Origin of the sequence: Aquidulcibacter sp. (assembly GCF_020253525.1) — a bacterium.
Classification (GTDB): Bacteria; Pseudomonadota; Alphaproteobacteria; order Caulobacterales; family Aquidulcibacteraceae; genus Aquidulcibacter.
The window spans coordinates 1-25,721 of sequence record NZ_JADCBK010000027.1 but is presented as its reverse complement, the minus strand read 5'-3'; the positions used below and the strand labels follow the sequence as shown (position 1 = coordinate 25,721).

General features: G+C 56.6%; 29 protein-coding genes and 1 pseudogene. 20 read left to right on the top strand and 10 right to left on the bottom strand.

Going from position 1 to position 25,721, the window contains the following annotated elements; all coding sequences use genetic code 11:
* Positions 1-76 precede the first annotated feature (76 nt).
* The 12 genes and pseudogenes from IOB61_RS03580 (at position 77) to IOB61_RS03525 (ending at position 11,922) form a co-directional block, all read left to right on the top strand.
* Positions 77-1,615 (top strand): sodium/solute symporter, encoded by a 1,539-nt coding sequence (locus IOB61_RS03580; protein ID WP_290812282.1) that lies wholly within the window; start codon positions 77-79, stop codon positions 1,613-1,615.
* Positions 1,612-3,078, top strand: coding sequence for a glycerol kinase (locus IOB61_RS03575; RefSeq protein WP_290812279.1), 1,467 nt, complete (start codon positions 1,612-1,614; stop codon positions 3,076-3,078). The genes IOB61_RS03580 and IOB61_RS03575 overlap by 4 nt, the downstream gene beginning before the upstream one ends.
* Before the next feature lie 112 nt (positions 3,079-3,190).
* Complete coding sequence (locus IOB61_RS03570) at positions 3,191-3,910, top strand: hypothetical protein (RefSeq protein ID WP_290812276.1); 720 nt, start codon at positions 3,191-3,193, stop codon at positions 3,908-3,910.
* A complete protein-coding gene (locus IOB61_RS03565; protein WP_290812273.1) occupies positions 3,907-4,101 on the top strand; it encodes a helix-turn-helix transcriptional regulator in 195 nt (64 codons plus the stop codon). The genes IOB61_RS03570 and IOB61_RS03565 overlap by 4 nt, the downstream gene beginning before the upstream one ends.
* Positions 4,098-4,550, top strand: coding sequence for a hypothetical protein (locus IOB61_RS03560; protein WP_290812271.1), 453 nt, complete (start codon positions 4,098-4,100; stop codon positions 4,548-4,550). The genes IOB61_RS03565 and IOB61_RS03560 overlap by 4 nt, the downstream gene beginning before the upstream one ends.
* A 69-nt stretch (positions 4,551-4,619) precedes the next feature.
* Positions 4,620-5,549, top strand: coding sequence for a TraB/GumN family protein (locus IOB61_RS03555; RefSeq protein WP_290812268.1), 930 nt, complete (start codon positions 4,620-4,622; stop codon positions 5,547-5,549).
* Positions 5,550-5,767: 218 nt separating this feature from the next.
* Positions 5,768-6,217: an iron-sulfur cluster assembly scaffold protein gene (locus IOB61_RS03550; RefSeq protein WP_290812265.1), complete on the top strand. Its 450-nt coding sequence runs from the start codon at positions 5,768-5,770 to the stop codon at positions 6,215-6,217.
* Positions 6,218-6,456: 239 nt separating this feature from the next.
* Positions 6,457-6,690: pseudogene (gene yidD / locus IOB61_RS03545) on the top strand (membrane protein insertion efficiency factor YidD); the annotation flags it as partial.
* Positions 6,691-6,849: 159 nt separating this feature from the next.
* Entirely contained in the window at positions 6,850-8,826 is a 1,977-nt protein-coding gene (gene thrS, locus IOB61_RS03540; protein ID WP_290812262.1) for a threonine--tRNA ligase, read from the top strand.
* Positions 8,823-10,100 carry an O-antigen ligase gene (locus IOB61_RS03535; RefSeq protein ID WP_290812259.1) on the top strand — a complete coding sequence of 426 codons (1,278 nt, stop codon included), beginning with the start codon at positions 8,823-8,825 and terminating at the stop codon, positions 10,098-10,100. The genes thrS and IOB61_RS03535 overlap by 4 nt, the downstream gene beginning before the upstream one ends.
* Positions 10,090-10,953 (top strand): glycosyltransferase family 2 protein, encoded by an 864-nt coding sequence (locus IOB61_RS03530; RefSeq protein ID WP_290812256.1) that lies wholly within the window; start codon positions 10,090-10,092, stop codon positions 10,951-10,953. The genes IOB61_RS03535 and IOB61_RS03530 overlap by 11 nt, the downstream gene beginning before the upstream one ends.
* A gap of 132 nt (positions 10,954-11,085) precedes the next feature.
* The gene (locus tag IOB61_RS03525) at positions 11,086-11,922 is read left to right on the top strand and encodes a helix-turn-helix domain-containing protein (protein WP_290812253.1); all 837 of its coding nucleotides are present in this window, start codon (positions 11,086-11,088) and stop codon (positions 11,920-11,922) included.
* On the opposite strand, the gene IOB61_RS03520 is transcribed toward IOB61_RS03525, so the two are convergent.
* On the bottom strand, positions 11,882-13,621 hold the full coding sequence (locus tag IOB61_RS03520; protein WP_290812250.1) for a glycosyltransferase family 39 protein: 1,740 nt from the start codon (positions 13,619-13,621) through the stop codon (positions 11,882-11,884). The genes IOB61_RS03525 and IOB61_RS03520 overlap by 41 nt on opposite strands.
* Before the next feature lie 179 nt (positions 13,622-13,800).
* Here IOB61_RS03520 and IOB61_RS03515 point away from each other — a divergent pair, with 179 nt between their 5' ends.
* Positions 13,801-14,742 (top strand): glycosyltransferase family 2 protein, encoded by a 942-nt coding sequence (locus IOB61_RS03515; RefSeq protein ID WP_290812247.1) that lies wholly within the window; start codon positions 13,801-13,803, stop codon positions 14,740-14,742.
* Between the two features lie 86 nt (positions 14,743-14,828).
* On the opposite strand, the gene IOB61_RS03510 is transcribed toward IOB61_RS03515, so the two are convergent.
* The 3 genes from IOB61_RS03510 to IOB61_RS03500 form a co-directional block, all read right to left on the bottom strand.
* Positions 14,829-15,773 carry an electron transfer flavoprotein subunit alpha/FixB family protein gene (locus tag IOB61_RS03510; RefSeq protein ID WP_290812244.1) on the bottom strand — a complete coding sequence of 315 codons (945 nt, stop codon included), beginning with the start codon at positions 15,771-15,773 and terminating at the stop codon, positions 14,829-14,831.
* Positions 15,773-16,519 (bottom strand): electron transfer flavoprotein subunit beta/FixA family protein, encoded by a 747-nt coding sequence (locus IOB61_RS03505; RefSeq protein WP_290812241.1) that lies wholly within the window; start codon positions 16,517-16,519, stop codon positions 15,773-15,775. Before IOB61_RS03505 ends, IOB61_RS03510 begins: the two co-directional genes overlap by 1 nt.
* 121 nt (positions 16,520-16,640) lie before the next feature.
* Positions 16,641-17,357, bottom strand: a complete 717-nt coding sequence (locus IOB61_RS03500; RefSeq protein ID WP_290812238.1) for a cytochrome c family protein — start codon at positions 17,355-17,357, stop codon at positions 16,641-16,643.
* Between the two features lie 207 nt (positions 17,358-17,564).
* On the opposite strand from IOB61_RS03500, the gene IOB61_RS03495 reads away from it, so the two are divergent.
* From IOB61_RS03495 to IOB61_RS03485, 3 genes are read left to right on the top strand one after another with little or no spacing between them, the layout of a single operon-like run.
* On the top strand, positions 17,565-18,323 hold the full coding sequence (locus IOB61_RS03495; protein ID WP_290812235.1) for a 3-deoxy-manno-octulosonate cytidylyltransferase: 759 nt from the start codon (positions 17,565-17,567) through the stop codon (positions 18,321-18,323).
* Entirely contained in the window at positions 18,320-19,180 is an 861-nt protein-coding gene (locus IOB61_RS03490; protein ID WP_290812232.1) for a prephenate dehydratase, read from the top strand. The genes IOB61_RS03495 and IOB61_RS03490 overlap by 4 nt, the downstream gene beginning before the upstream one ends.
* Before the next feature lie 30 nt (positions 19,181-19,210).
* Positions 19,211-19,462: a DUF2164 domain-containing protein gene (locus IOB61_RS03485; RefSeq protein WP_290812229.1), complete on the top strand. Its 252-nt coding sequence runs from the start codon at positions 19,211-19,213 to the stop codon at positions 19,460-19,462.
* 135 nt (positions 19,463-19,597) lie between these two features.
* Here IOB61_RS03485 and IOB61_RS03480 read toward each other — a convergent pair whose 3' ends face one another.
* From IOB61_RS03480 to IOB61_RS03465, 4 genes are all read right to left on the bottom strand, one after another.
* The gene (locus IOB61_RS03480; RefSeq protein ID WP_290812226.1) at positions 19,598-19,882 is read right to left on the bottom strand and encodes a type II toxin-antitoxin system RelE/ParE family toxin; all 285 of its coding nucleotides are present in this window, start codon (positions 19,880-19,882) and stop codon (positions 19,598-19,600) included.
* The gene (locus IOB61_RS03475; RefSeq protein WP_290812223.1) at positions 19,879-20,160 is read right to left on the bottom strand and encodes a type II toxin-antitoxin system ParD family antitoxin; all 282 of its coding nucleotides are present in this window, start codon (positions 20,158-20,160) and stop codon (positions 19,879-19,881) included. The genes IOB61_RS03480 and IOB61_RS03475 overlap by 4 nt, the downstream gene beginning before the upstream one ends.
* Positions 20,161-20,336: 176 nt before the next feature.
* Positions 20,337-20,846, bottom strand: a complete 510-nt coding sequence (locus IOB61_RS03470; protein ID WP_290812220.1) for a gamma carbonic anhydrase family protein — start codon at positions 20,844-20,846, stop codon at positions 20,337-20,339.
* A gap of 12 nt (positions 20,847-20,858) precedes the next feature.
* Positions 20,859-21,536: a GntR family transcriptional regulator gene (locus tag IOB61_RS03465; RefSeq protein WP_290812217.1), complete on the bottom strand. Its 678-nt coding sequence runs from the start codon at positions 21,534-21,536 to the stop codon at positions 20,859-20,861.
* A gap of 75 nt (positions 21,537-21,611) precedes the next feature.
* Between IOB61_RS03465 and IOB61_RS03460 the strand changes: the two genes are divergently transcribed.
* Positions 21,612-21,974: a hypothetical protein gene (locus IOB61_RS03460; protein ID WP_290812214.1), complete on the top strand. Its 363-nt coding sequence runs from the start codon at positions 21,612-21,614 to the stop codon at positions 21,972-21,974.
* Here the strand turns inward: IOB61_RS03460 and IOB61_RS03455 are convergent.
* Positions 21,971-22,366, bottom strand: coding sequence for a hypothetical protein (locus tag IOB61_RS03455; RefSeq protein WP_290812211.1), 396 nt, complete (start codon positions 22,364-22,366; stop codon positions 21,971-21,973). The genes IOB61_RS03460 and IOB61_RS03455 overlap by 4 nt on opposite strands.
* Positions 22,367-22,530: 164 nt before the next feature.
* Between IOB61_RS03455 and IOB61_RS03450 the strand changes: the two genes are divergently transcribed.
* Complete coding sequence (locus IOB61_RS03450) at positions 22,531-23,049, top strand: hypothetical protein (protein WP_290812208.1); 519 nt, start codon at positions 22,531-22,533, stop codon at positions 23,047-23,049.
* A 70-nt stretch (positions 23,050-23,119) separates the two neighbouring features.
* Positions 23,120-23,581 (top strand): YHS domain-containing (seleno)protein, encoded by a 462-nt coding sequence (locus IOB61_RS03445; RefSeq protein WP_290812205.1) that lies wholly within the window; start codon positions 23,120-23,122, stop codon positions 23,579-23,581.
* 14 nt (positions 23,582-23,595) lie between these two features.
* Here the strand turns inward: IOB61_RS03445 and IOB61_RS03440 are convergent, their stop codons facing one another.
* Positions 23,596-23,988, bottom strand: a complete 393-nt coding sequence (locus IOB61_RS03440; RefSeq protein WP_085341339.1) for a helix-turn-helix domain-containing protein — start codon at positions 23,986-23,988, stop codon at positions 23,596-23,598.
* A 216-nt stretch (positions 23,989-24,204) separates the two neighbouring features.
* Here IOB61_RS03440 and IOB61_RS03435 point away from each other — a divergent pair, with 216 nt between their 5' ends.
* Positions 24,205-25,083: a 3-hydroxybutyryl-CoA dehydrogenase gene (locus IOB61_RS03435; protein WP_290812200.1), complete on the top strand. Its 879-nt coding sequence runs from the start codon at positions 24,205-24,207 to the stop codon at positions 25,081-25,083.
* Positions 25,084-25,721 lie beyond the last annotated feature (638 nt).

Sequence of the window (25,721 nt, the reverse complement as noted above, 5' to 3'; positions counted from 1 at the left end):
TCCATTTCCGAAGCTTGCCTCAGGCCCAAGGGCTTACTAGTGTCTGCGCCTAAAGAAAAGGCAAGGGGGAAATGCCATGTTTCAAGACAGCGCGTCGGCGTTACAAATCGGCATTTTCTTCGGGCTAACCGCCCTAATCGCCCTCCTGACCTATTGGAAAGTGCATGGTGCCGGTGCAGGTCACAAGGACCGGCAGAAGGATGGCGGGACAACGCGAGAAGTCTTTCTGGCAGGCGGTGGTCTTTCTTGGTTGTTCGTGGCTGGGGCCATTACTTTAACCAATCTTTCGACCGAACAATTGGTGGGCATGAATGGCAACCAGATGTTGTTGCTGGCTTGGTGGGAGATTTGCGGCTTCTTTGGCCTCTTGATTTTGGCCTTCGTCTTTGTGCCCATCTACTATCGAAACAATTGCACCACGGTGACCGAGCTGTTGGAGAAGCGTTATAAGGGCGGCAGCATTCGCACCGTCATTTCGGCGCTATTCCTGATCGGCAATGTGCTAATCTATCTGCCCGCGGCGCTCTATAGCGGCAGTTTATTCCTGCAATCCATGTTCGGGGTGGACTGGTCGCTTTTGTGGTTTGCCGCACCCATGGCCATTATTGCTGCCATTTATACGATCACAGGCGGCCTTCGGGCTGTGGCGGTGATGGACACCTATTCCGGCATTGGCGTTCTGGCGATTGCCTTCTTGGTTGTGATCTTGGCGCTTGCAGCCGTGAATTTTGACATTGTTTCAGGTGTGCCTGAGGAGCGTATCTCGATGATCGGCTCTTTCACATCGCCCATCCCGTTCCATACGTTGTTTACCGGCATGTTGTTCATCCAAATCTTCTATTGGTCGACCAATCAGAATATCACGCAAAAGGCGATGACGGCCCCGACCGTCCAAGAGGCGCAGAAGGGGGTTTTGGCGGCCGCTGCGGTGCGAATCCTGATTATCCCCGCCATTGTGGTGATCCCCGGCGTGGTTGCTTATAAGCTGTTTGGCAGTGTGGGGGATGCGGCTTATGGCAAGCTGGTTGCCCATGTCTTGCCGTCGTGGATGTCGGGTGCGTTTGCCGCCATGATGGCCGCGGCCGTGATCGCGCATACCAGTGCGATCCTCAATTCCAGTGTGGCGCTTTATTCCATCGACTTCCATGAGAAGTTCATTGGTGCGGTGAAGAACCATTGGCGCTTGGCCGCCATGGCGTCGGCTGTGCTGACCGTTACCTCCATTGCGCTTGTACCTGTCTTCCAAAATGCCAAGAGCATCATCAATCTGTTGCAAGAGCTGAACGGCCTCTTCTCTATGCCGATCCTGTCGGCCTTTATCGCAGGGCTCTTGTTCCGCAATGTCGATGCACGGGCCGCAATAGCAGGCCTGATCTTTGGCTTCTTGCTCTATGGCTTCCATAATTTCGTGCTTTACAAGCCCGATACCCTATTCCCCGGCGAGACCTTTTATCAGCACATTGGCCTTTACTGGCTGCACTATATCGACGTGATGTTGATCGTGCTGATCACCTCCGTCATCACCGCCTTGAGCGTCAATCGCTTTGTGTTTGGCAATAAGGCCGTGTTTATCTTTAGCGCCAAGGGACGCGCGATGAAGGCACAAGAACCATGAGCGGCAAGATCCTTGTTATTGATGAAGGCACCACCTCAACCCGCGTGATGCTGTTTGCAGCCGATGGCACCTGTCTTGGCAGCGCACAAAGGCCCTTGACCCAGCATTATCCTGCCCCCGGTCTGGTCGAGCATGATGCGGAAGAGATTTGGACCCTAACACTCGCCTGCGCCCAAGAAATGGTGACCAAGGCCGGTGGGGCTTCGGCGATTGCGGGCATTGGCATCACCAATCAGCGCGAGACCATCGTGTTTTGGGACAAGACAACGGGCAAGCCTTTGGCCCCCGCCATTGTGTGGCAAGACCGACGTACCGCCGACATGTGTCAGGCCCTGAAGGACCAAGGCCAAGAGGCGATTGTGCAGGCAAAGACAGGCCTCTTGCTCGACCCCTATTTCTCTGGCTCCAAGATCGGCTGGGCTTTGAGCCATTGGCCGCAGCTCAAGGCGGCGGGTGACAAGCTGGCAGTTGGCACGATTGAAAGCTATCTCGTCTATCGCTTGACAGGTGGGGCCCATATTTCTGATGCCACCAATGCCTCGCGCACCGCGCTGATGGCGATTGGCAGTGCGGGCTGGGATGATGGCTTGTGTGACCTGTTCGGGGTGCCGCGCGCCATTCTGCCCCAGATTGTCGATTGCGCCGGACCCTTAGGCCAGACTTTGCCAGAGCTGTTCGGCGGCGCGATTGCCATTTCGGGCATGGCCGGCGACCAACAAGCCGCCACCATCGGCCAAGCTTGCCTGCAACCCGGCCAGACCAAGGCAACTTTTGGCACGGGGGCCTTTGTACTGACCCAGACCGGGCGAACCCTGCCCCAATCCAAGAACCGCTTGCTGGCCACCATCGCATGGCAATTAGACGGTGTGCGCCATTATGCCTTGGAAGGCTCCGTCTTTGTTGCCGGAAGCCTGATGCAATGGCTGCGCGATGATTTGGGCCTACTCGAACGGGCTTCAGACTCCGAAGGCCTTGCCCGCAGCGTAACAGACAATGGCGGGGTCTATCTCGTCCCTGCCCTCTCGGGCCTTGGCGCCCCCCATTGGCAACCCCATGCGCGCGGCGCGATCCATGGCCTCAGCTTCTCGGCCAAGAAGGCCCATGTCGTTCGCGCAGCCCTCGAAGCCATGGCCCATCAGACCTATGACCTGAAGACCGCCTTTGCCGCCGATGGGGCCGATTGGGCCGAAGTGCGCATTGATGGCGGCATGGTTGCTAACGATTGGATGGCACAAGATCTGGCCGATATCCTCGCCATTGATGTGGAGCGCCCCCACTTTATCGAGACAACGGCCTTGGGTGCCGCCATGCTCGCAGGCGTCGGCTGTGGGCTTTATGGCTCGCTCGAAGAAGCAGCCATCATGCGCGGCCAAGTTGAGCGCTTTAACCCCGCCATGGCTGCAAACATCCGCCAAACCCGCCTCAGCGGCTGGGCTGATGCGCTGAAGCGCGTGCTCGCATAAGCCTCTAGATTCAACGCACTGACAAGCACTCCTGTCTTTTTGACAAGGGTGCTTGACAAAACTTTGCCAATGTGTGACAAGTGTCCTTGTCATAATAGCAAGGAAACCTGACATGACAGATGTCGTACCTCAAAAATCTCGTACCAAAAGCTTAGGGAAATTCCTTCTTAGCGTAATGGGAATTGCATTTGCTGGCGGCATTTTCGGCTATTTTGTGGGTGGCTGGGTCCGTGAGTTTGAAGAAGGCCGGGTCGGCTTCTTCTTGGCAGAAATTGGGTTTGCCCCCTCACTCAGTAGCTTCATCGGTGTGCTCCTTTTGATCATCTATCTGATCAGTGCGGGCCTATTTGGCTTGGCGACCGTGAATAAGAAGATTGCGCGCAATCGGATTTTAACGGGAGGCTTGGGCGATAACCCAAGCTCACGCCGGGCCTTCTCCTCACTCGCCCTCTTTTATGTGGGCTATAGTCTGGCATTTGGGGTCCTTGTGTTCCTCGACGCCTTTCCCAAAGTGGGGCTCAGCCAACCCATCATGTTCCAGAGCCTGATCGTTATTGGGGTCTGTTTGATGGGATGGTGTGCCTATCGCGTATGGATCAGCTTTGACGAATTCTTCCGTGCGATTTGGGTAGAAGCCAGTGCTTTATCCGCCTTTGTTGTTCTCCTGGGCGTTTGTGTCGAAATGGGCGCAGCAAAGCTTGGGCTTATCGAAGGCATTTCGGGCTTTGATTGGCTTGTCATCTATCAGTCGGTCTATCTTGTCGTGTACGGCATTGTCTCGGGAATCCGCGACCCCAACATGCTCACCATGGAGGAACCAGAAGACGCATGAAAAACCGTCTCAAAGTCCTCCGTGCGGAGCGGGATTGGTCGCAATCTGATCTCGCCGACGCACTCGACGTTTCCCGCCAGACGATCAATGCCTTGGAGACCGGGAAATACGACCCCTCTTTGCCCCTAGCCTTCAAAATTGCGCGCCTGTTTGGCCTGCCGATCGAAGCGATCTTCGAGGACAATCCATGAACGAACAATCTCCTTCCCCTCATAAGACAAAATGGTCGCGGCAGACCAAGCTCAATTTCTACATCGGCGGTTCCCTGCTTGTTGGCGCGGTGGTTGGTTTCTTCATCCCATTCAGCGCTGGAAACGGACCGACAGCCCTTTTTGTCGGGCTTTTATGTCTCGCCGTGATCGTAGGTGTGGCAGCGACCATCCACTATACCAATCTTCTCGATGAGCTGGCCCGCCACACCCATGAAGTCGCTTATTATTGGGGCTCTGTCATCACCATTTCGATCTGCTTTGTCCCGGTTACCGCTCTCGTCGGCTTTCCGGACTTTCAACTCCCCAGCTTAGAAAACCTGCTGGGCACCAAAACACACGCCTTTGCTGCGGGCATGGGCGTGGCCATGGTGATCCTTCTTGCGAGCTATTTCGCAATTTGGGCCCAGATGTGGCTGAAGCGCAAATAGTGCCTGAAGCCAGCCCGCACCAAACCCTGTTTCACCTCCCCTCTCACTTTAACCTACATGAGGAATATGATGATAAAGAAGACTCTCCTGGTCGCCGCGTCGGCTTTGGGCATTGCTCTGTTTCAAGCCCCGATGGCGATGGCCCAACCGGCCAAAGCACCTGCGGCGGCACCTGCCAGCCAAAAAGCTACCCCAGCCCTGTGGGTGGTGAAGGACAGCGATACCACCATCTATCTGTTCGGAACCTTCCATCTGATGGCCCCTGACGTGGACTGGAACCATGGCAAGGTAAAAGCCGCCTTTGAAAGTTCCGACACCTTGCGCTTAGAGATCGCAAATCTGGAAGCCGAAGGCCCCGTCATCGCCAATCTGATGGCCACAAAGGGCCAATTGCCAGCCGGAAAGACGCTTTTTGATGGCTTGACCGAAGCCCAGAAGACAGGGCTCAGCTCCATTATCGCCCAAAGTGGCTTCCCTCCCCAAGCGATCCAACAAATGCGGCCTTGGATGGCCAGCCTTATTCTGTCACTCAGCCTCTATCAAAAGCTTGGCCTGGACCCCAACCAGGGGGTGGACAAGACGCTGGATAGCTTGGCCCGTGCAGCAAACAAGCCCGTGGAAGGCTTTGAAACCGGTGCCGAACAAGTTGGCTTCTTCGCCAATCTGACCGATGCCCAACAAAAGGCGATGCTGGTCTCAACCATTGAAGACTGGGACCAAGCCACAACCATGCTGACCGACATGGTCGACGCTTGGAAGACCGGTAATGCGGACAAGCTGGGCGATCTGATGAATACAAGCCTGCGTACCCAGCCTGAACTTGCCAAACTCATCTTGGCCGATCGCAACCAGCGTTGGGCCGATTGGATCGCCGCCCGGATGGCTAAGCCCGGTACCGTCTTTGTCGCCGTGGGTGCCGGCCATTTAAGCGGCCCTGACAGCGTACAGGCCTTCTTGAAGCAAAAGGGCATCTCCTCGAGCCGGATTGAAACGAAGTAAGGCCGTCAACATCTCCCCCCGTCATCCCCGCCGAAGCGTGAGCTGCGGGCGGGGACCTTGGGGGACTTTGCGTAAGGGTATCCCGGATCGGCTGCGCCGTCCGGGATACCATCGTTCAAGGCTTTTCTATCTAGAAGGCAGAGGCGCAGGCTCTGCCTGCCGCACATCCCACACACGGACGGCCTTTTAACCCTTCAACAAATCCCTATGTTAGCACGATGAGCCAAGATCTTTATTCTGCGCGCGTGTTAGAGCTTGCGGCCGATATTCCCCTTGTCGGACTGCTAGCAAGCCCCGATGGGCGATCTCATCGCGTCTCGCGCTTATGCGGGTCAGAGATTGAGGTGGATGTGTGTCTGCAGGATGGTCAGGTCTCGGCAGCAGGGATTGAGCCAAAAGCCTGTGCTCTGGGGCAAGCCAGTGCCAGCATTTTGATGCGTCACATTGTTGGGGCAAGCCCGCAGGAGATCCGGGCCGCACGCGATGCGTTCAAGGCCATGCTGAAAGAGCATGGACCAGCACCTACCGGACGTTTCTGGGAGTTACGTTACCTCGAGGCGGTGCGCGATTATGCGCCGCGCCACACCTCAGCCCTGTTGGCATTTGACGCCGCGGTTGAAGCTGTCGATCGTGCCCTTGCCCATCAAACTGCCGCCGGGGAAATCTGACGCAAGGGGTGGTGACAAGGCCCCCCATGTCAGGGTAAAGAGACCTATGATGTTTGCACTTCAGGTTGCCCATTTGACTACTGACTAAAGCCGGCGAAGCGCGGCAGGGCGCTTCGCTGCGGCAAGTTTTCTCCCTGCCTGACTGTTCGACAAAGACTTCTCTCCCTCCCCCTGAGATTAGGCACTGGATAGAGCGCGTCTGGCTTTTTCACAGACACCCGACGCCGCTGGCAATGATCATGGCAAGACCAACGACCCTCTCTGTACCGGCACGGGTGCTTTTGGCCGCGCAGCGCGTTTACAAGGTCACCTTGTCGCCGCTGATTGGTCAGCAGTGTCGGTATCTGCCGACATGCTCTGACTATGCCGCCGATTGTGTCCGTCAATTTGGGGCCTGGCGTGGGTCTTGGATGGGGCTGGCGCGACTTTGTCGATGTCGACCTGGTGGGGGCTCTGGCTATGATCCAGCGCCTATAACCTGTGAGGCGGTCTCAGCCTTCACGCCGTGGCGTTATGGGGATTGGAAATTGGGCGCCCGCCCGGCCGATCCTGACGCGACAGGGGCACCTCCCAACAGTCAAGCTACCCCGCATCAAGCTTCTCTTTGAAATACCACTCTGGCAGTAACTCCGATGATCCACTTAGAATTTCCCGACGGTGCCGTTCGCCCCTATGAGCCAAAGATTACGCCTTTGGCCATCGCTGAAGGCATTTCCAAATCGCTTGCCAAGAAAGTCGTGGCCGCCAAAATCGATGGTCAATGGTGGGATTTAAGCCGCCCGCTTGACCATGGCGGCAAGTTCGAGCTGGTGACGCGAGACAGCGCCGATGGCTTGGAAGTTCTGCGCCATGACACCGCCCATGTGCTGGCCCAAGCGGTGCAAGAGCTATTCCCCGGTACGCAAGTCACGATCGGGCCCACGGTGGAAGATGGCTTCTATTACGACTTCTACCGCGAAGAAAAATTTTCCACCGACGATTTTGAAGCCATTGAAAAGCGCATGCGCGAGATTGTCGATGCCGATCTTCCTATCGTGCGCGAGGAAATGGACCGCGATGCGGCCATCGCGCATTTCAATGAGATTGGCGAGACCTTCAAGGCCAATATCATCGACGACATCATCCCCCCGGGGGAGGTCATCACCGTCTATCGCCAAGGCGATAGCTGGAAGGATTTATGCCGCGGCCCGCATTTGCCGTCTACCGGCCGCTTGGGCAAAGCCTTTAAGCTGATGAAGCTTGCCGGTGCCTATTGGCGTGGCGACCCCAAGAACCCACAGCTACAACGCATTTATGGCACGGCTTGGGCCGACGATAAGCAATTGGCGGATCATTTGATGCGCTTGGAAGAGGCCGAAAAGCGCGACCACCGCAAGATCGGCAAGGCGCTTGATCTGTTCCATTTCCAAGAAGAGGCGCAAGGTTCGGTCTTCTGGCACCCCAAAGGCTATATGATTTGGCGCACGCTAGAGGCCTTTATCCGCCGCCAACTCGATGCCGATGGCTATGTGGAAGTGAAGACGCCTCAGCTTCTGGCCTCTAAATTCTGGGAGCAATCGGGCCATTGGGAGAAGTTCCGCGAGAATATGTTCGTGGTGCCCGATGAAGCCCCTTCTGTCGAAGAAGGTGCCCCCATTTTCTCTGGTGAAGCCGATCTCTTGGCCCTAAAGCCGATGAATTGCCCGGCCCATATCCAGATTTTCAAGTCCGACCAGCGCAGCTATCGCGACCTGCCGATCCGCATGGCAGAGTTTGGCTGTTGCCACCGCAATGAGGCCAATGGCGCTTTGCATGGCCTGATGCGGGTTCGCCAGATGACGCAAGATGATGCGCACATTTTCTGTCGCGAAGATCAGATTGGCGACGAGACCAAGCGCTTTTTGAACTTGTTCAATCGCGCTTATACCGCTTGTGGGCTGACCAATATCCATTACCGCTTGGCGACGCGCCCTGAAAAGCGGGCGGGCAGTGACGAGACGTGGGATAAGGCCGAAAAGGCCTTGGCCGATGCCTTGACCAGTGTTGGTGTCGATTTCGTCATCGCCGAAGGCGATGGGGCCTTTTATGGGCCGAAGCTCGAGTTCCATCTGACCGACGCCATCGGCCGGACCTGGCAGTGCGGTACGTTCCAATTGGACTATGTGCTGCCTGAACGTCTGGATGCGGTTTACACTGGTGAAGATGGCCAGAAGCATCGTCCGGTGATGTTGCACCGGGCGGTATTCGGCACGTTTGAGCGCTTTATCGGGATTATGATCGAAAACTATTCCGGTGCTCTGCCAACCTGGCTGGCTCCGGTCCAAGCGGTGGTTGCGACCATTACCTCAGAAGCCGATGCTTATGGGCAGGAAGTGGCTGCCCGCTTTAAGCAGGCAGGTATTCGCGTGGAAACCGACCTACGCAACGAAAAGATCAATTACAAAGTGCGCGAACATTCCCTCGCCAAAGTGCCTGTTATGGCCGTTGTGGGCCGTCGTGAAGCCGAAGAGGGCAAAGTTGCTTTGCGTCGCTTTGGCAGCCAAGCCCAAGAGATCATGACGCTGGATGAAGCAATTGCGATCTTGACGGCAGAGTGTTTACCCCCGGACCTGAAAGAGACTCTTGCTTGAGTGCTGCCCCCCTAGGCCACAATTCTGTTCGCCGGATGGACCCTCGCGCAAAAATCGCGGGGGCCTTTGGCATTGCCTTTGGCTTTTTTGCCGGTACCGGTGTTTCGGGTCTGGCGATGAGCTTAGGGATTGCGGGCCTATGGGGCTTGATTTACGGCCTGTCGGCGCAAGGAAAGCCTTTAGATCAGGCCTTTGTTAAGGCCCTTAAAAAGCACGGCGAGACCTGGTTGTGCTTATTCTTGTTTGCCCTTTGGGTATTGTCGACCTCGCTTTGGTCGCCGGCCCCGGCTTTGGCGGAAGAGACAGTTCGCAGGCTGGCTGCGGTTTGTGTCTTGGCACCCATTGGTATTTGGGCGGTCTGTGCCTGTCGAGGGGAGGACCGGCTATTGGCCCAGCGTGCAATCATTGCCGGGGTCTTTCTATCGCTTGGTATCCAAGCCAGTGAAGCGATTAGCCACTATGCGATGAACCGGTTTGCCTCGCCCGAAAAAGAGCCTTTGGAGATTGCGGGCGATATGGGGCGCGCAGCTTCAGCAACCCTGACCCTGTTTTGGGTTGCCTATGCGTGCCTCTATCAACAAATGTCGGATGCGCGCATCCGCTTTGCCTTAGTTGGGCTCGCGATCTTTGTATCCTTACAATTTGGCACCGACATCAATGCGGTCGGCATGGTTCTGGGCACCATCGCGGCCGTGTTTGCATTGAGCTTTCCCCGTACCGCTTTAGCGCTGGTTAGCGGTGGTGCGGCCACGTTGATTGCGGCAGCGCCCTTGATTTACCCCACCCTGGCCAATCTCGCCTTCAAGCTGCTGCCCGGGGACAAAATGCCCTTATCCTATGGGCGACGGGCGCAAATGTGGGAGACCGCATCTGGCTATATTGCGCAGAAGCCCCTGACAGGTTGGGGGTTGGGGGCTGGCAGCACGTTTGATACGCCGATCATGTATGGCGGGTTTGAATGGCCCATTATCCAGCTCCACCCCCATGCAGCGCCCATGCATATCTGGCTGGAGACCGGCGGGATTGGGGCTTTGCTCGCCTCGGTGACGATTGTTTTGGCAGGGGGTGTCGCGATCCGGGTCTTTGGCCGACATCGGATCGCCGCATCTGCCCTCGTCGGCGGGTTAACGTTCCTTGCCCTCAATTGGGGCTTTAGCCATTCGGCTTGGCGCGAGTGGGTTTGGACCAGCTTTGCTGCTTTGATCGCCTTCTCCTTCATGCTGCGCAATTCGCGCCGTTGGGCCTCAACTTTGCGAGCCCGCCGTGTCGACTGAGACGGCGATCAGCGCCGTCGTCGTCTCGTTTCACACGGGCGATATCTTGAACGCGTGTCTGACCCGATTGTTGGAATGCCCGCGTTGTGACGAAGTCATTCTGGTCGACAATGGCAATCGCGATGATGTTGTGCGGGACTTATTGGCTTGGCAGACGGCGGAACCCCGCCTGAAATTGGTTACGGGGCACGGCAATATTGGCTTTGGTCGCGGCTGTAATCTGGGCGCGAAACAGGCAAGCTCGCCCATTCTGGCGTTTGTAAATCCTGATTGTGTGCTTGATCGTGAAAGTTTGGCGCGCTTGGCAGACCTTGCCGACTCACCTGTCCCTGTCCTCGTTGGTGGCCATATTCGCGATGAAAATGGCGTCGAACAGCGCGGTGGGCGCCGCGGCACATTGTCACTCTGGTCGGCCTGCGTCAGCTTTTCTGGCCTCGGTCGCCCTGGCGAACAGGCTGGCATCTGGCGCGACTTCAATCGAAACCGCGAAGTCCTACCCGATGAGCCCATAGAAACCCCTGTTGTTTCAGGGGCTTTGATGGTGACGCGCCGAGATATCTTTTGGCAAATCGGTGGATTTGACGAGGCCTATTTCCTCCATGTGGAGGATATTGACCTCTGCCATCGCTATGGACTTGCGGGCTTTAAGGTCATTTTTGACCCTTTGGCGCGTGCGACTCATATCGGCGGAACCAGCCAAACTGCCGCTTGGCGGGTCGAAATCGCGAAATTACGTAGCTTTCTGTATTATTTTTGGAAATTTTCGCGTCCACCTCTCGGACGTTTAGCTGTTTTATTGATGGCCCCTTTGCTCACACTGGCGATTCTAGGGCGAATACTCGCGTCTAAATAGGCGCTTAACGCAGCCTCCTACCCGATAGTGGCTTGATCTTCCATAAATTTGGACGCATGATTGTGTCCATAAAAATAGTCACATTCTTTTCTGTGGGGGATCGAGTGCGCACACGGAGATAGGGATTACCTGATGCTAGATGACCACTCAGAACCAGTGCGCCCAATTCGCGCCTTATTGCGGGGGCTAGAAGCACTGCGAGCACTTAATGGGCAAGACGGCATGACCGTCACCGAAGTAGCAGAGCGCGCGCGAGTCCCTAGAACGACGGCCTACCGAATTTTGGAAACCCTCTGTCAGGGGGGATTTGTCATCCGCGATGAAATGGATGACCGTTATCGGCCTACCCTTGCCGTGACCAATCTCGCCGAAGGTGCCCAGAACGAAGCTTGGATCCGCGAAGGCGCTTGGCCGCTGATTGCCAAGCTCGGCAAGCAAATCTTATGGCCAATCGGCATTTGGACCTTAACCGGCTCTGATTTGACTTTGCGCGCCGCGACCGACCGAACCAGCCCGCTTGCGCTCAATCGTTTGACCAGTGGGGCGCACGCCGATCTGTTTGAATCCGGTGCCGGGCAAGTCATGCAGGCGTTTGAGACCTCGCACAAGCGGAATCTTTTGGAAGAGATCGGTTTGCATCGCCAAGGCCATACGTCGCTTAAGGCCCAGTTGGAGACCATTCGCACCCGCGGCTATGCGTTTGATACGAAGGCCGTTGGCGGGGAGATTAATCTGGCGGTGCCGGTTCTGCGGCCAACTTCCGGCGAAGGCCCCGAAGTTTTGGCGGCCGTTACCGTGCGCTTCATCCGCTCTGCCTTGAGCGATGAGCGCGCGATTGGTGAGCTTTTGCCCAAACTGCTGCACTTGGCCACCGATATTCGTCAGGCCTATCTCGAATTTGCGCCACCTGCGTCGCAAGCGTCCAGAATTAGCGCTGGGGGCCGTTCGCCTGAATATCAACAGGCTTAGGGATCACTTTCCCGATTTTAAGCGTCACCTCATCGCCCTTTGAGTAATTGAGGCCGGCGATTGGGCTCCCGCGCCATTCAACGCGATAGCCCTTTTCTTCGAGCGCGGCGATCAGCGGTGCCTCAAACTGTAGGTCCGCATTGACCACAATCCCCACCCCCGGCTTGGCTGCGGCAGCAGCTGCCGCCACGCTCGACAAAGCAGAATCGCTACGGGTCAAGAAGATCAGGCTGGGTTCCTGATAGCCTGCGCCAATCAGCGGGCCGGGTTGTCCCGGCGAAAGACGTGGATGCAAGCCTTCCTTCACAAGGGCGGAAGACACTTTTTGGCTTAAATCCAGTTGTGGAATGGACGGCACAAAGACGCCCTTGATTGCAAGGCTGGCGATCATGGCCGCACCGATCAATCCTGCCGCCGCAAAGCGGGACCGGGCGATGACCAGGCCCAAAGCGGCAAGTCCAGCCACGCCAATAGCGATACTGGCCTGCAGGGCAATTGTCTGCGTGCCCTCTGCGACATCTGCGGCCAAAACCGGCGGCAAAGCAGCCATAATCAGCGTGCCAAAGGCCAAAATCACGATGCTGCTCCACCGCAGCCAAGCCTTTTGCCAGCCACCATTTAAAAGCCCGACCGCACCCAACAACAAGACGGCGCCATGTACGGGCAGGGTATAGTGCGCGAGCTTGGCGGGGGCTGCCTCAAACATCAGCCAACCCGGCACCAGCCAAGCCAATAAATAGCGCACGCGGCCGTCTTTTCGGTCGCGCCACGCCGTCCAAAGCGCGAGCGGGATCAAAATACTGCCCGGCCAAAAGATGATGGGCGATAACAAAAGATGGGCACCGGGCGGCACACTTTTGTTCTCAGATTGCCCCGAAAGCTTGGGGGCCAGGTCTTGGCCAACAGCGTCAAAGAAGAATTGGCCATTGGTTGCCTGCCAGATCGCGATATACCACGGCAAAACAATGGCCGCCGCCAACAGCATTGAGGGCCAATGCAGGGCACGCCTGACCCAACCCAAGTCGCGCTCCCACAAGATGAGCATCAAACCCGATAGGATAACCAAAAGCGGGCCAATCGGCCCCTTGATCAGGGCCGCCATACCAAGCCCGACCCAAAGCGCCCAAGGTGCCCAACTTGTCTTTGCCTCTGGCCCCTGCCGCAATTTGGCCAAACCCAAATAGGCCAAGGCGGTAAAGCCTGCGAGGGCCGCATCCGTCTTGGCAATTCCGGCTTCGGTTGACAGCAAAAGCCCACAGGCAATCGCGATCCCCGCGATCAGGCCGATGCGTCGGCTATAAAGCAAAGCTCCGATCTGAAAGACACAGAAAGCGGCAAGACCGGCACCCAAAAGCGAGGGAATGCGGAAAGTTTGGATGGTCCTGGTGTTTGCGCCATCTAAAGGCCCTGCCGTTGCTGCTTGGAGCCAATGGATGCCAATCGGCTTTTTATTGCGCGGCTCATCCTGAAAGCTGATGCGGATAAAGTCACCCGTTTCAAACATTTGAGTCGTGGCTTGCACAAAGCGACTTTCGTCACGATCGAGCGGTTGCAAGGCCACAAAGCCCGGCAGGGCGCAGAGCAGCAGAACAAAGAAGATCAGGGCATGGGGCCGCCAGCCTTGGCAAAAAAAGTCGAGGAGGTCTAAGCCGTGCTTATGCTTCTGATGGGCTGGGACGTCTTGGACTTGTTCGGACACGCCTGCTTCCTTGATTGCGCGACAGCGTGGTAACCATCGCAATGCTTATCATCCCCCTCTAGCTACTCCTTCTGGCTGTGGCAATTGATGCCAAATCATTCGATCTTTTGGCGATGGGTGCGAATCCCGCTTCGTAAATCCGACGACCCACCCTATGGCCAAAAGGCGTTGAGGTTCTGATGTCCGAGTTACATAAACACGATCTATCGATTGCCGTGCTGGTTCCCTGTTATAATGAGGGCGCTACGGTGGCGACCGTCGTGAAAGACTTTGCCGCCGCGCTGCCGAGCGCAAAAATCTATGTCTATGACAATCGCTCAACCGACGACACGTTTGCGCGCGCGGTCGAGGCTGGCGCGATTGTGCGGCGGGAAGATCGGCCCGGCAAGGGTGAAGTTGTCCGCCGCATGTTTGCCGATATTGAGGCCGATATCTATGTGATGATTGATGGCGATGCGACCTATCACGCCCCATCCGCCCCGCAATTGATTGATCTCATGGTCTCAACCCATGCAGACCTTGTGAATGGGGCCCGCGTGGATACGGCGGTGAAGGCCTATCGCCCCGGTCATCGCTTTGGCAACCGCCTTTTGACCGGCTTGGTCAGCGCCGTTTTTGGCCAAATGACCACCGACATGCTGTCGGGCTATAAGATTTTTTCCCGCCGGTTTGTGAAATCCTTTCCCGCCCATTCGCGCGGATTTGAGATTGAGACCGAGCTGATGGTCCACGCTCTGGAATTGCGCATGACGATCAAGGAACAGCCCACCCCCTATGCCGAGCGGCCAGAGGGCTCGATATCCAAGCTCAATACCATCCGCGATGGCATTCGTATCATCTCCATCATCGGCTTGTTTGTTCGCGAAGAACGGCCATTGGCGGTCTTTAGTATCTTGGGCGTCCTATTGGCGCTAACCGCCTTATTCTTGGGCATCCCAGTCGTGCTCGAATTCTGGGAGACAGGCCTTGTGTCGCGCTTCCCCACCGCGATTTTGGCAAGCGCTTTGATGATTACCGCGGTCATTTCGGTATTCTCAGGCTTCGTCCTTGATACGGTGACGCGCGGCCGCCGCGAGGTGAAGCGCTTTGCCTATCTCGCCGCCCAAGACAAGCGCTTTTAAGCTCACCCTGTGCTAAACAAAAACGCTTCCCGGCAGGGCCAGGAAGCGTTTGGTTTTGGGTTTCTGCCCGAAGGCTGATGTGAGGCTTAGAGGCCAGCTTTGGCCAATTCACCCATCAGTTCTGGCACAGCTGACTTATAGTCAGCAACCAAGCCATAGTCTGCAATCGCAAAGATTGGTGCGTCGGCATCTTTATTGATGGCGACGATGACTTTGGAATCCTTCATGCCGGCCAAATGCTGGATGGCACCGGAAATGCCGACAGCCACATAAAGCTCTGGCGCGACAACCTTGCCGGTTTGGCCGACTTGATAGTCGTTTGGTGCATAGCCTGCATCTACTGCAGCGCGCGAGGCACCCACAGCGGCACCCAATTTGTCGGCCAAAGGCTCGATCACATTGTGGAACTCATCCGCCGAACCCATGGCGCGACCACCCGACACAACACGCTTAGCGCCTGCCAATTCGGGGCGGTCGGACTTGACGATCTCAGCACCCTTAAAGGTGACAGCAGCCGAAGGCGCGCCAGCCGTGACAGCTTCCACTGCAGCCGACCCACCTGCCCCTGCAGCCGCAAAAGCGGTGGTGCGGACGGTGATGACCTTCTTGGCGTCGGAGGTTTCAATCGTTTCCAGCGCATTGCCAGCATAGATTGGACGGACAAAAGTCGTAGCATTCACCACTTCTTGGATTTCCGAGATGGGCGATACGTCCAAAGCTGCAGCGATGCGGGGGGCCGCATTCTTGCCGGTTGCGGTGGCGGCAAACAAAACCGCGTCATAAGAGGCCATCAAAGGCACAACGAGGCCTTCAACCGCTTCTGCCACACCTTGCTCAAAGGCAGCACCTTCGGCGTGGAGGACTTTGCGGACGCCTGCGATACCCGCAGCAGCCGCAGCGGCAGCCCCGGCACCAAGGCCTGCGACCAAGACGTCGACATCAGACGACAAAGCCAAAGCGGCGGTGATGGTCTTGTTGGTTGCGTCCTTCACAGACGCATTATCGTGCTCAGCAACAACGAGAACAGCCATTAGAGGACCCCTGCTTCTTTGAGTTTGCCAACCAATTGCTCGGCGCTTTCAACTTTGATGCCGCCAGCGCGCTTGGGTGGCTCAGTCACTTTCAAAACCTTCAGACGTGGCGCAACATCGACGCCATAATCACCGGTCGATTTGACGTCGATTGGCTTCTTCTTTGCCTTCATAATGTTTGGCAAAGAGGCATAGCGCGGTTCGTTCAAGCGCAGGTCTGCGGTCACGATGGCTGGCAAAGCGACTTCCAAAGTCTGCAAACCACCGTCGATTTCGCGGGTGACCGTTGCTTTGCCATCGGCAATCTCAACTTTCGACGCGAAGGTGGCTTGTGGCCAGCCCAAGAGGGCAGCCATCATTTGGCCGGTGGCGTTATTGTCGCCATCAATGGCCTGCTTGCCCATCAGAACCAATTCCGGGGCTTCTTCAGCAACAACGGCTTTCAGCAATTTCGCAACGGCCAAAGGCTCTAAATCGTCATCGGTTTGGATCAGAATGCCACGATCCGCACCCATGGCCAAAGCCGTCCGGATGGTTTCTTGAGCCTGTTGAGGGCCGATCGACACTGCAACAATCTCAGTCGCAACACCTTTTTCCTTCAGACGCACCGCTTCTTCGACGGCGATCTCGCAGAATGGGTTCATGGACATTTTGACATTGGCCAAGTCTACCCCGGTTTGATCGGGCTTCACGCGGACCTTCACGTTGTAATCAATGACCCGTTTGACGGGTACGAGGACTTTCATGGGGCGTCTCCACTGAGTGAGCTTTTGGTTTTAACGGGGCAAGTTAGCCTAACTTGCCCCAGTTTCCAATTTTTGTTTGAGTCAGATCTCAATATGGACCGGCTGCGAGAGCCGACCAGATTTATTTTGGTGCCGCTTCAGTCGCTGGTGCGGCGGCTTCTGGCGCAGCGGCAGGGGCAGCACCTTCAGCCGCAGGGGCGGCACCGTCTGCAGGCGCAGCTGCTGGGGCGGCGGCAGCGGCGGCTGCAGCTGCTTGTGCTGGATCACGGGTTGGGTCTGGCGCAGGCAGGGCAGCTGGCGATGGCGATAGCGAACGCAGATACGCAACCAAAGCAACACGGTCTGAGGACTTGCCCATGCCGGCATAGGCCATGGCGGTGCCTTTGATATAGCTCTTCGGGGCCTTCAAGAAATTATAGAGGCCATCGTAATCCCAGGGCTTGCCATAGGCTTTCATCGCATCCGAATAGGCAAAGCCTGCATGGGTGCCAGCCACCCGGCCCATAATGCCATACAGCATTGGGCCAGTCTTGTTGGCGCTTCCGGGTTCTACATTGTGGCAGGACGAGCAAACCTTGTGCAGCTTGTCGCCTTCAGCAACCAATTCTGCGGTTTTGGCGGGGTCAGCCAAAAGCGTGCCCCAGTCTGGCATGAGCTCAGGACCGGCTGCGGCCTCTGCACCACCTGCGGGAACTTCCGCAACTTCTACTGGAAAGCCTACGGCCGCTGTATCATTGGCATAGACCATATCACCCAAAGTACGAAGGCCCATAATGCCCAAGCCGGTCGCCAGTAAGGCGCCAGCTACCATGTTGAACCACAGATTGTTGCTGCTCATAACGGTGCTAATATCCCTGTTGTCGCGTGTTTGTCTCGAACCGCCCGCCCTCTTTTCAAGGGTGTTTGGCGGACTTTGCGTATTAGACTGTCCTATGGCATGCGTCTCAGCGGCTTTCAACAGTTTGTGCTGTGGCACCGCGCAGACATAGGCTCGCATTCTCTGGCTTTGGGCATTAAGAACGCCTGCTCGCAAAGGGTCATCACCATGTCGCAACCCCTTATCGTCATCCCCGCACGCTTGGCCGCAACCAGGCTGCCCGGCAAGCCTTTGGCCGATATTGCGGGCAAGCCGATGATTGCACGGGTGATTGAGCGCGCGCTTCTGGCCAAGCTTGGCCCGGTGGCTGTTGCCGCTGGTGAGGCTGAAATTGTCGCCGCCGCCCAAGAAGCCGGCGCAATGGCGGTGCTAACAGACCCAGATTTGCCCTCTGGATCGGACCGAATTCACGCCGCTTTGGCCGAATTAGACCCGGATGGTCATTTTGACCCGATCATCAATCTGCAAGGCGATATGCCAACCTTGAACCCAGCCTTGATCCAACAGGCCCTTGCGGCCCTTGAAGATGCGCCTGATGCGGCGCTCTCAACCTTGGTATCCCCCAGCACCGATCCGGCAGAGCGGGCCGATCCCAATGTTGTGAAGGCCGTAGTTTCGTGGCCAGACGGGACAGAGGGGGGTGCGACAACGGGTCGCTGCCTTTACTTCACCCGGGCAGACGCGCCCACGGGGCCAGGACCGATCCAGCGCCATGTGGGCCTTTACGTCTGGCGGCGGCGCGCCTTGGCGCGTTTTGTTGCTGCACCGCCATCGCCTTTGGAAGTGCGCGAGAAGCTGGAACAATTGCGCGCCCTTGAATTGGGCATGACGATTGTGGCGCGCGCGGTCGATGAATTTCCGAAGGGCGTCGACACACCCGAACATTTAGAAGGTGCCAGAGCGTGGTACCAGGAGCAGGCATCGTGAGTGACTTTGTTGAAGGTAAAATCGCCTTTCAGGGCGAGTTGGGGGCCAATTCCCACGCGGCGGCCAAAGCGGCTTGCCCTTCCTTAGAGCCTTTGCCCTGCCAAACCTTTGAAGATGCGTTTGCAGCTGTTGCCAGTGGCAAAGCGGTGCGCGCCATGATTGCAATTGAAAACACCTTGGCCGGTCGGGTTGGCGATGTGCACCACCTTCTGCCCGAGGCAGGCCTTTATATCGTGGGGGAATATTTCGCCCCCATTCACCACCAATTGGTGGGCGTGAAAGGTGCGACCCTCGCCGACATCAAAAAGATCCGCTCTCACCCCATGGCGCTCGGCCAGTGCCGCAAGATCATCCGCGAACTGGGCGCAGAAGCGGTTAAAACCGCCGACACCGCCGGGGCTGTACGCGAGATCAGCGAAATGGGCGACAAGAGTGTCGCAGCCCTTGGCTCTACCTTGGCGGCGGCCTTTTATGACCTGCCAATTCTGCGCGCAGATGTGGAGGATGAACCCCACAATGCCACCCGCTTTGTCATCCTTTCGGCCACGCCAGAGGATGCTGACCTCGAAGACGGCAAATGCATCACCAGCTTTGTCTTCCAGGTGCGCAATATTCCTGCCGCTTTGTACAAAGCGATGGGTGGGTTTGCGACCAATGGCGTGAACATGACGAAGCTCGAAAGCTATCAGATCGGCGGCAGCTTTAACGCCACCCAGTTTTATGCCGATATTGAAGGCCATCCGAGCGAGCGCAATGTGCAATTGGCGCTTCAGGAATTGAAATTCTTCTCGGCCGAACTGAAAATCCTGGGCGTCTATAAGGCCCATCCATTCCGCAAGCTGGAGGCCGGCGCTTAAGCACCCCCCGTTTCGAAAGGCCCCTTTGCCATGAAGCCCTTGACCCCCGCCCTACGCAAAGAGGCCGTCACCTCGCTGGAACAATACTGCGCCGAAAACTTTGACGAGCCGGTCGGCAATCTGGCGATTGAGGCCTTGTTTGACTTTATGGCCGCCGAAATCGGCCCGCTCTTCTACAATCAAGGCGTCAAAGACGCCCAGGCCCACATCCAAGGCACCCTCACCGACTTAGACCAAGACATCTATCAAGAGCCCTTTACCTACTGGCGACGCAAACGGTGAAGGGGCGGGGGCCGATGCAGATCGCGGCCTGAAGCCATTCTAGGTCATGAGGCATAGGATCCTAACATATTCGAGTCTTCCTTGGCTTGGGCATATTCTTCCGATGGCATGCACCCTGTCAGGCGAGGTCCATCGCTAAACCAAATCTTCCCACTCCCGCGCGCCATGGATAACGCGCACAATCTCTGCGACGGCGTCAGCTGCACGATACAGGATCAAATAACGGCCCATCGGAAGCAGGCGCATGTCAGGTCGCACATCAAAGCGTGGCGCCCCCATTTCTGGCATGGCCCCTAGGCTCGAAAGCGTTTTCTGAAGGCGATCAAACCAATGCTGCGCCGCGATGGGATTATCAGCGGCGATTGTCAGGACGATGCCTTCGATATCCCTAATGGCTTGCGGCAGAAGTCGATAGGTCACGCGGCGGTCTGGCTAGCGGTCGCTTTGGCTAATTTGGCTTGAATTTGGGCCATGGCATCCGGGCCATCGACGGCCGCACCGCTATTAAGACCTAGGTCCCAAAGCTGACCCAAGTGTTCGCCTGCCTTGGCACGATAGTCTCTGCGCTCACGCCATTCGCGCAATGCTTCGCGCATCACTTCACTCGACGAGGCATAAGCACCAGAACGAACAGCCTCTTTCAGCATCGCGGCCATTTCGGGCGTTAGGGCAACGCTGATTTTCTCAACATTTGACATGGCCGCACACTCCCTCGTGATGGCGTGACGGTAGGCAAGTTTCCTACTTTTTGCAAGTTTGAGCGTTGCGCGGCCTCAGGCCGTTCCAAGCTATTAGCTCTTTAATAGCCGCACACCTTCATGTTGCGCTTGACCTCTCCGCAATCCTTGGCCGGAACCCACCCCTGACTCACCCCTCACCCAATCCGGTCTCGGCCCTCGGCATAGCCGCGCGCGATGGTTTCGTAGATTTGGGCGTTCATCAGATTGGCCGCAGAGCAGTCTCTGGTTTTGATGAGGCGTGCCGGGACCCCGGCGATGATGGAGTTTTCGGGAAATTCCTGCCCCTGCCGCACCAGACTATGCTCTGCAACAATCGAGTTAGCCCCAATTTTTGCCCCGTCCATGATGGTGGAATTAATGCCGATCAAACAGCGGTCGCCAATTTCGCAGCCATGCAAGGTCACATGATGGGTGATAGAGCAATCCTCGCCAATCACGGTGGGCGTTGAATGGCCAACATGTAGCATGACGAAGTCTTGAATATTGGTGCGAGCGCCGATGCGGATTTCGTGGATTTCAGACCGCATCACGACATAAGGAAAAATGGAGGCACCCTTGCCGATCCGCACTTTGCCATAGAGCAGAGCCGTGGGGTGAATGAAGGCGGGCTCGTCCAAAATCACATCATGACCGCGTGAAAACATCCTTTGCCTCCCCTATGCGAGTTCGAGTGGGGCAAAGCCCTTCATGATTTGATCCATCGCCAAGCCCCGCGAATGCTCGATATGATGGCGGGCCGCAAGCTCTGCGGCCTTGGCATCGCCCGCCTCAAAGGCTTGGATTAAGGCCTCATGCTGGGCATCGGCATCGCGCTGATTGGCCTCATTACCGGGCCGGCCAAACAGGCCAAGATGGACCAAGCGCTGCATCTCATCGGCCAAGGTTTCCAACAAAGCGGCCAGCCTGCGATTGCCGCTCGCCTTGGCGATTTCGGCATGAAAGGCGCGATTGCTGTCGACAAAGGCCAGCTGGTCGCTTGCCGTCTTGGCCAGGTGTGGGGCGGCATTGAGGGCGCGCAAACGGGCCGGATCAATCTTGCCAACGGCCATAACGGCGGCCTGTGGCTCAACCATCAAGCGCAATTCAAACACATCTTTGAGGGAAGCCAAAGTGATGGGCGTTACCACAAAGCCATGACGGGGCACCGGCTGGACCAAACCCATTTCAGCCAGCCGCGCAAGGGCCGCCCGCGTTGCGGCACGCGCCAAACCATAGCGATTGGACAATTCAATTTCCGAGAAGTGAGCGCCCGGGGCCAAACGGCACGAGATGATCTCACGTTTCAGGCAGGCAAGGGCCTGATCGCTTTGGCGTGGGGCTAGGGTCTGATCCATAAACTCTTTATAACATGTTATTGACATGTTACAACAGGATAATCTATTGGCCCCCGTCATGAAGGAGTGGCAAAGATGTTGACGCAGGTGAGTTGGGCAGCACTTTTGCTCGTGCATATCATCCCGGCCGTGGCACTATTCCGGCCTGCCTTGATCACAAAGCTTTATCGGGTAGAGGCGGCCTCACCGCTCTTCTTGCTGTTCCAGCATCGCGCCGCGCTGTTTTTGGTGGTGTGCCTGATCTGTGTCTGGGCTGCCCTTCGGCCCGAGGTGCGGCAGCTGGCGACGGTCGCCGTTGGCTTCAGCATGCTCTCATTTCTGGGGCTGTTTTGGGCGGCAGGCTCTCCGCCCAGCCTGCGCAGCATCGCGCTGGTTGACCTTATCGGCCTGCCGTTTCTGGCCTTTGTCGCGTGGCAGGCCTTTAAGCCCTTGGGCTAGCCGCCCAAAGCTTCGTGTTTGCGCGCCAATCGCCAACCCCAAACAGTGAGGCCCAGCATAAGGGCATTGGAGCCGAGATCGAGCGCCATCCAGCGGTTAAAGATTGGGATCTCAAACACAAACCAATAATTGAACACAAAGAACGGCAACAGGGCAAAGGCATAGATAAGGAAGGTTTGCGCCGTAAAGCGGCTAAACCAAATGAACAGCCCACCCAAAACCGCCTGCGCGCCAAAACAACCAATCAAGAGCGCGCTCGTCGGGCTTAAATGCTGAAAAGCCGGATTGATCATCAACCCCTCCACCATATGCGGTGCCAACAAACACCACCCGCCCAGGATCAGATAAGGCAAGGCGATCAGGCGTTGGAGATGAAGGGGTGTGATGGTCATGGCGATGGAGTCCAACTTGTGCTGTGCCGCGACGATTGGATTAGAGGCTCCTGTCTCATGATTCAAAGCGAATTGGCATCGGGCTAAAAATAAAGGCCCCCAATGTAACCGGGCCCAATCTGCCCCCGTATCCTCCCGCAAGACACGATAAGGAGGCCACGGCCATGAAGTTTAAGAACATTGCGGCTACGGCCATTTCGGTTTTTGGCGCTGCCATTTTTCTCGATAGCTTGCGCTATAAGTTTACCGACCACCCCAAGACCCAAGTGATTTTCGGGGCTTTGGATGGGTGGGCAGGCTCTTTGGGTTTGCCGGGGCTGTTTGCCCATACCGGTCTCTTCAGCCAGTATGTCATTGGTTCGGCAGAGCTTTTGGCTTCAACCCTATTGATCGTGGGCTTGTTGCCTCGCCTGCAGCGTTTGAATGCGCTGGGTGCCTTGATTGCCTTTGCGGTGATGGCCGGCGCGGTCAGTTTCCATTTGTTCACGCCCTTGGGCATTGACCCCAACCATGATGGCGGCGGTCTATTTGCCGCAGCTGCGACCTTATTGGCTGGTTCTGTTGTGCTGATTGGCATTCGTTTGCCGGATATTTTGGGTCTTTTGGGGGATTTGCGCCGGATTTTTGTCGCCGATGCCCCGATGCCCTCTGAACCACGCCCAATCATCCAACCGGCGATGTAATCACCGCCTGACACGACCCTTCCCCCTCCATAACCCCATCCAACATCTTATTCACGGAAAGGATACCCCCATGAAAACCCTTAAGCTCGCCTTGATTTTGGCCCTCGCCCTCAGCCCCTTGGCGATTTCTAGCCCGGCTTTGGCCGATAAAGCACCGATTTGGACCAGCTTTGGCTCTAATGTCGCCATCAAGGGCTATGACCCAGTGGCCTATTTCACCACTGGCAAGCCCGTCCAAGGCACCTCGCAATACAAAGTCAATTATCAGGGCGCAGAGTTTCAATTCGCAAGTGCCGCCAATCGCGACGCCTTTGCCGCAAATCCTGCCCGTTATGCCCCACAATTTGGCGGCTATTGCGCTTGGGCGGTCAGCCAAGGCTATACGGCAGGGATCGACCCCAATGCGTGGGCCATTGTCGGCGGCAAGCTTTATCTGAATTATAACAAAGACGTGCAGGCACGCTGGCAACAAAATACGGCTGGCAACATTGCTGCTGCCAACCGTAACTGGCCGACTGTCTTGAAGAAATAAAAGCGCTTAAGCGATTAAGCTGCGTCGGTGGCGTCGTCCTTCAGGGCCTTAGCCAGGTCCAGAAGGCGGCGGCGTGGGCGTTCGCCCAAACGGTAATAGGCGCGGATCAGTTCCAGCGTTTCTTTTTGACGCAGAACTTCGGGTCCGATCTCATCATCATTGGCTGGCGGCTCATTGGCGGCCGTCATGGTCGACAAACCATCATAAAAATATTGTACGGCAATCGAAAGCGCACCGGCCAGTTCGAACAAGCGGCTGGCGGTGATGCGGTTGGCACCACATTCATACTTCTGGATCTGCTGGAAGCGAATACCGACGCTATCGGCCAATTGCTGTTGGGTCATGCCCATCAGACGACGGCGGCGTCGCAAGCGGCGGCCCACGTGTAGGTCGATTGAATTGGCCATCTAGTCCTCCTGGTCGTCAAAATTCAGAAGCGTCGTGCCACCGGAACGATCCGAAACGGGACGGCCAACGCTGTTACGATGGGTAGATTGCAAGGGCCATGCCGCTGAAGTGCGTCGTTTGCAGCACAAGGTGCTTGCCGTAATCGCGCCTCGCGCTTAGCTTGCTGCAACTGCGAAGAAAGCAGTTAGATATCAAAGGGCAGGTCTTTCCATCAAATGGCACAAATCAAAACAATTGGCGTTGTTGGCGCGGGTCAAATGGGGAATGGCATTGCCCATGTTGCGGCTTTGGCAGGATATGATGTCTTCCTGAACGACATCTCTCAAGAGAAGTTGGACGCAGGCCGCGCCCTGATTGAGCGTAATTTGACCCGTCAGGCGGCCCGTGGCCTGATTAAAGATGCCGAAATCGCCCCGGCTTTGGCCCGCATCGTGACCACAACGGCGATTGAAGACCTTTCTTCGATCGATTTGGCGATTGAAGCGGCCAGCGAGAAGGAAGATGTGAAGCGCGCGATCTTTAAGTCGCTGTGTGCCATCGTCCGTCCCGATACGATTCTCTCGTCCAACACGTCATCCCTGTCCATCACGCGGCTGGGTTCCTCGACCGACCGGCCAGAGCGTTTCATTGGTCTGCACTTTATGAACCCGGTGCCGATGATGAAGCTGGTGGAAGTCATTCGTGGTCTTGCCACCAATGAAGAAACCTATGAGGCCGCCACCGCCGTGGTCACGGCCATGGGCAAGACCATCACCAATGCCGAAGATTTCCCGGCCTTTATCGTCAATCGCGTCTTGATCCCGATGATCAATGAAGCCGTCTATACTTTGTATGAGGGTGTCGGCACGGTGGAAGGCATTGATAAGGCGATGCGCCTGGGTGCCAACCACCCGATGGGGCCATTGGAATTGGCCGACTTTATCGGCCTCGATACGATTTTGTCGATCATGCAAATCCTGAATGAAGGCTTGGCCGACACAAAGTATCGCCCATGTCCGCTTCTGGTGAAATATGTCGAAGCTGGTTGGCTCGGCCGCAAAACCGACCGCGGCTTCTATGATTATCGCGGCGAAACCCCCGTCCCAACCCGCTGATTTGCTGTAATGTGAGCGATGTCATCCCGGACGGCATAAGCTGATCGGGGCCCTTGTGCCGCAAAATCCCCTGAGGTCCCCGCTCTCCACTTCGTTCCGGCGGGGATGACATTGCTTTAGATTTCTTTTTGTCTAGACGCGCTTTGGTGATCCTTCCGGCCCACCAAACCGCAAACGAAATTGTTCTTGCGACCTCGGGGTAGTCAAGTGCGCAGCTTCGCTGCGTCGCGACGCGATCCGTTTTCGAAGAAAACGGACACTTGACGACCCAGATGTCGCGGCCATGCTTGATGATCCATTTTGGTGAAACAAGGTTTCCACCAAAATGGGTCCAGATGAAAATGACCCCTTCAGTCCCTTCGGGACAGCTTCCCCATGAATGGGGAAGCGGCATGTCCCACTGCTTCCGCACGCCGCTTCCCCGCTCGCGGGGAAGCTCCGGCGAAGCCGGTGAAGGGGTGTTTCTGCAGGGACAAATAAAAACTTATCCCCCACCACCCAAACCTCATGTAACCTTTCCCCGTTCCCAATGCGGAGGAGCTTCGGTCCGGGTTAAGCCGACTATTGGGGATTGGTAAGCGGGACTAAGCAGGGTTGAAGTGGCGACCTTGTGTTTCATCAGGATTTACCCCCCTGGT

Coding starts and splice junctions, on each gene's coding strand:
- IOB61_RS03550 (WP_290812265.1), top strand. CDS start 5,768: ATGAGCCAAGATCTTTATTCTGCGCGCGTGTTAGAGCTTGCGGCCGAT.
- IOB61_RS03455 (WP_290812211.1), bottom strand. CDS start 22,366: ATGACCATCACACCCCTTCATCTCCAACGCCTGATCGCCTTGCCTTAT.
- IOB61_RS03565 (WP_290812273.1), top strand. CDS start 3,907: ATGAAAAACCGTCTCAAAGTCCTCCGTGCGGAGCGGGATTGGTCGCAA.
- IOB61_RS03580 (WP_290812282.1), top strand. CDS start 77: ATGTTTCAAGACAGCGCGTCGGCGTTACAAATCGGCATTTTCTTCGGG.
- IOB61_RS03465 (WP_290812217.1), bottom strand. CDS start 21,536: ATGGATCAGACCCTAGCCCCACGCCAAAGCGATCAGGCCCTTGCCTGC.
- IOB61_RS03440 (WP_085341339.1), bottom strand. CDS start 23,988: ATGGCCAATTCAATCGACCTACACGTGGGCCGCCGCTTGCGACGCCGC.
- IOB61_RS03470 (WP_290812220.1), bottom strand. CDS start 20,846: ATGTTTTCACGCGGTCATGATGTGATTTTGGACGAGCCCGCCTTCATT.
- thrS (WP_290812262.1), top strand. CDS start 6,850: ATGATCCACTTAGAATTTCCCGACGGTGCCGTTCGCCCCTATGAGCCA.
- IOB61_RS03495 (WP_290812235.1), top strand. CDS start 17,565: ATGTCGCAACCCCTTATCGTCATCCCCGCACGCTTGGCCGCAACCAGG.
- IOB61_RS03445 (WP_290812205.1), top strand. CDS start 23,120: ATGAAAACCCTTAAGCTCGCCTTGATTTTGGCCCTCGCCCTCAGCCCC.
- IOB61_RS03570 (WP_290812276.1), top strand. CDS start 3,191: ATGACAGATGTCGTACCTCAAAAATCTCGTACCAAAAGCTTAGGGAAA.
- IOB61_RS03560 (WP_290812271.1), top strand. CDS start 4,098: ATGAACGAACAATCTCCTTCCCCTCATAAGACAAAATGGTCGCGGCAG.
- IOB61_RS03575 (WP_290812279.1), top strand. CDS start 1,612: ATGAGCGGCAAGATCCTTGTTATTGATGAAGGCACCACCTCAACCCGC.
- IOB61_RS03555 (WP_290812268.1), top strand. CDS start 4,620: ATGATAAAGAAGACTCTCCTGGTCGCCGCGTCGGCTTTGGGCATTGCT.
- IOB61_RS03435 (WP_290812200.1), top strand. CDS start 24,205: ATGGCACAAATCAAAACAATTGGCGTTGTTGGCGCGGGTCAAATGGGG.
- IOB61_RS03485 (WP_290812229.1), top strand. CDS start 19,211: ATGAAGCCCTTGACCCCCGCCCTACGCAAAGAGGCCGTCACCTCGCTG.
- IOB61_RS03460 (WP_290812214.1), top strand. CDS start 21,612: ATGTTGACGCAGGTGAGTTGGGCAGCACTTTTGCTCGTGCATATCATC.
- IOB61_RS03515 (WP_290812247.1), top strand. CDS start 13,801: ATGTCCGAGTTACATAAACACGATCTATCGATTGCCGTGCTGGTTCCC.
- IOB61_RS03505 (WP_290812241.1), bottom strand. CDS start 16,519: ATGAAAGTCCTCGTACCCGTCAAACGGGTCATTGATTACAACGTGAAG.
- IOB61_RS03500 (WP_290812238.1), bottom strand. CDS start 17,357: ATGAGCAGCAACAATCTGTGGTTCAACATGGTAGCTGGCGCCTTACTG.
- IOB61_RS03510 (WP_290812244.1), bottom strand. CDS start 15,773: ATGGCTGTTCTCGTTGTTGCTGAGCACGATAATGCGTCTGTGAAGGAC.
- IOB61_RS03525 (WP_290812253.1), top strand. CDS start 11,086: ATGCTAGATGACCACTCAGAACCAGTGCGCCCAATTCGCGCCTTATTG.
- IOB61_RS03475 (WP_290812223.1), bottom strand. CDS start 20,160: ATGTCAAATGTTGAGAAAATCAGCGTTGCCCTAACGCCCGAAATGGCC.
- IOB61_RS03450 (WP_290812208.1), top strand. CDS start 22,531: ATGAAGTTTAAGAACATTGCGGCTACGGCCATTTCGGTTTTTGGCGCT.